3 protein-coding genes are annotated in these 2,477 nt (G+C 64.1%); all 3 read left to right on the top strand.

Annotation, left to right across the window (positions count from 1 at the left end):
• The first annotated feature begins 113 nt into the window (after nt 1-113).
• From ITP53_RS54815 to ITP53_RS54805, 3 genes are read left to right on the top strand one after another with little or no spacing between them, the layout of a single operon-like run.
• Nucleotides 114-326 carry a helix-turn-helix domain-containing protein gene (locus tag ITP53_RS54815; protein WP_195903392.1) on the top strand — a complete coding sequence of 71 codons (213 nt, stop codon included), beginning with the start codon at nt 114-116 and terminating at the stop codon, nt 324-326.
• Nucleotides 326-748: a hypothetical protein gene (locus ITP53_RS54810; protein ID WP_195903391.1), complete on the top strand. Its 423-nt coding sequence runs from the start codon at nt 326-328 to the stop codon at nt 746-748. Before ITP53_RS54815 ends, ITP53_RS54810 begins: the two co-directional genes overlap by 1 nt.
• On the top strand, nt 745-1,986 hold the full coding sequence (locus ITP53_RS54805) for a tyrosine-type recombinase/integrase (protein WP_195903390.1): 1,242 nt from the start codon (nt 745-747) through the stop codon (nt 1,984-1,986). Before ITP53_RS54810 ends, ITP53_RS54805 begins: the two co-directional genes overlap by 4 nt.
• Nucleotides 1,987-2,477 lie beyond the last annotated feature (491 nt).

Raw genomic sequence — 2,477 nt, 5'->3', positions numbered from 1 at the left:
GGCGCCGCACCGACCCGCCCGACGACACCGCACCCGCGCCCACCCGGAGGTGAACCATGACCACCCGCCCCCACCCCGCCACCCCCCACGCCCACCGAGGAGACCAGCCCACCATGGCCACCACCACGGCCCCCGAGATCGATGACTTGCAGCTGTACCGCGTCACCGACGTCATGCGCATGCTCCGCATGGGCCGAACGGTCATCTTCGCCCAGATGCGTGACGGCCGCCTGCGCTCTGTCCGCCAGGGCCGCGCCCGCCTCATCCCGGCCGCCGCCATCCGCGACTACATCGCCCTGCTCGAACGAGAGAGTGAGGCCGCCTGATGTTCACCTCCAACGACCGCGACCCCTACGACTGGCTCACCATCCCCGAAATCCTGGCCGACCTCGACGTCCCCGAAGCCGACTGGCGCGAATGGGAAGCCAAAGGCCAGGCACCGATCGGCGTGCGCTTCCCGGACGGCCAGGTCCGCATCAGCGTCCGCGAGTACGAACGCTGGATCGACGCCCTTCCCAGCGACGCCGGACCCCTCACCGACCCCGGCTCAATTCGTGACGCAATTCGTCACGCCCTCAAGCAGGCCGGCGCCCGCGGCCTGACCTACACCGAACTGTGTGACCTGTTCGGCGCCATCGTCAACCACCCCGCCATCAGCACCGCATTGGACGCCCTCACACAAGCTGGCGACTGCCTGGCCGTGGCCGGACACCCGGAAACGCGCTTCCGCTACTGGGGGCCACGATGAGCAAAGGCCGCAAACGCGCCAACGGGGAAGGCAGCATATTCCCCTACCGCAACGGCTGGGCCGCCTACGTCTGGGTTACCGCACCGACCGGTGAGAAAACCAAGAAATGGGCCTACGGCAAGACTCGCGAAGAGGTCCACGAAAAGTACGTCAAACTCCAGACCGAGGCACGGCGTGGTTCCATAGCCACCTCCGTTCCCACACTCGATCAATTCCTTACCTACTGGCTAAAGGAGGTGGTTGTGGAGCCGGATTTCGCTCCGCTCACAATCGCCACCTACGAAACGCTCACGCGGCTATATGTACGCCCCGAGCTAGGAAAGAAGCGACTCGATAAGCTTAGTGTTCGCGACATCCGAATATGGCTTAACAAGACCCGCGCCGCATGCCAGTGCTGCGCGCAAGGGAAGGACGCCCGGCGACCCGCAGCCAAGCAGCGGTGTTGTGCGGTTGGCCAGTGTTGCCAGCGGACATCATCGGAGAGAACCGTACGCGACGCCCTTACCGTCCTTCGGAGCGCGCTCTCCTACGCCATGAGCGAGGAACTCATATCCAAGAATGTGGCAAGCGGTCTCCGCATCCCGCGCCCCCGCAAAAAGCGCAAGGTCAAGCCGTGGAGCGTAGCAGAGGCGAGACAATTCCTAGAGAAGGCCCTCGCTGACCAGGATGGGCTATACGCCGCCTACGTCCTCATTCTGGTGCTCGGACTCCGAAAAGGGGAGGTGCTTGGTCTCACCTGGGATCTGGTGAATCTCGAAACCAAAGAGCTGTTCGTGGGAGAACAACTCCAACGCGTCCGGCGTCAGCTCCTCCGTAGAGAGGTGAAGACTGAGGCATCCGAGGCAGGTCTCCCTTTGCCTGAGATATGCCTGACGGCCCTGAAGCTCCGCAAGGAGCGTCAAACAGGAGATCGGGACGCCCACCCCGAAGAGTGGCAGGAAACAGGACTCGTCTTCACCACGCGATACGGCACACCGATTGAGCCGAGGAACTTCAACCGGCGGTTCGACTACCGCATAGCTCAGGCCGGCGTTCGCCGAATCACGGTGCATGGAACACGCGGCACCTGCGCAACCCTGCTGGCGGCCCTTGATGTACATCCACGCGTCGCGATGCGGATTCTCCGACACAGCGACATCAAGGTCACGATGGAGGTCTACACCGAGGCGACCGACGAAGCTACGACCGAGGCGCTACGGAAGCTTGGCGGCACCTTGGGAGCCGACCCAGCCGCTTGACCCCCGTGCACCTCGCCACTGTCACCGATGGCTCTGCGGTGAGCCTCTAGACCTAGACCCAACACCCTCTAGGTCTAGAGGCTCACCTAGGGGCCTGGATGGCGCCTGACCTGCGATCTAGCGTCTAGAGCCTTCACCTGCGAAAACGTGGAACGGGCCTCCATGGCACCCTCCGAGCGCTCTCAGTGGCGCTCTAACAAGACCAACTTTGTCTGCATGGCATGACATCAGGTCAAGTCAGTTCGCGCCTCTGCGGCCGTCTCAGGGCTTGGTCTGTGCTGCCAGCTGGATGGCTCCGCGCGGCTGCGCGTGGGCTGCAACCGCGAGCAACTTTTGATCTTGCCGCCACGGTGCCAGACGAGGGGCCACGGGTGCCACGGACAGGTGCCAGAGGGGGGCCACGATGGGGGCCACGGAAGGGCCACAGGGGTGCCACGGAGGGGGCCACGAAGTGTGGCACCTCTTCCGACCTGTAACCCTACCCCCAAGCC

The organism is Nonomuraea cypriaca (genome assembly GCF_015645445.1).
Classification (GTDB): domain Bacteria; phylum Actinomycetota; class Actinomycetes; order Streptosporangiales; family Streptosporangiaceae; genus Nonomuraea; species Nonomuraea cypriaca.
Note: the sequence above shows the minus strand (reverse complement) of the source record. Positions and strands in the feature narration are given on the sequence as shown.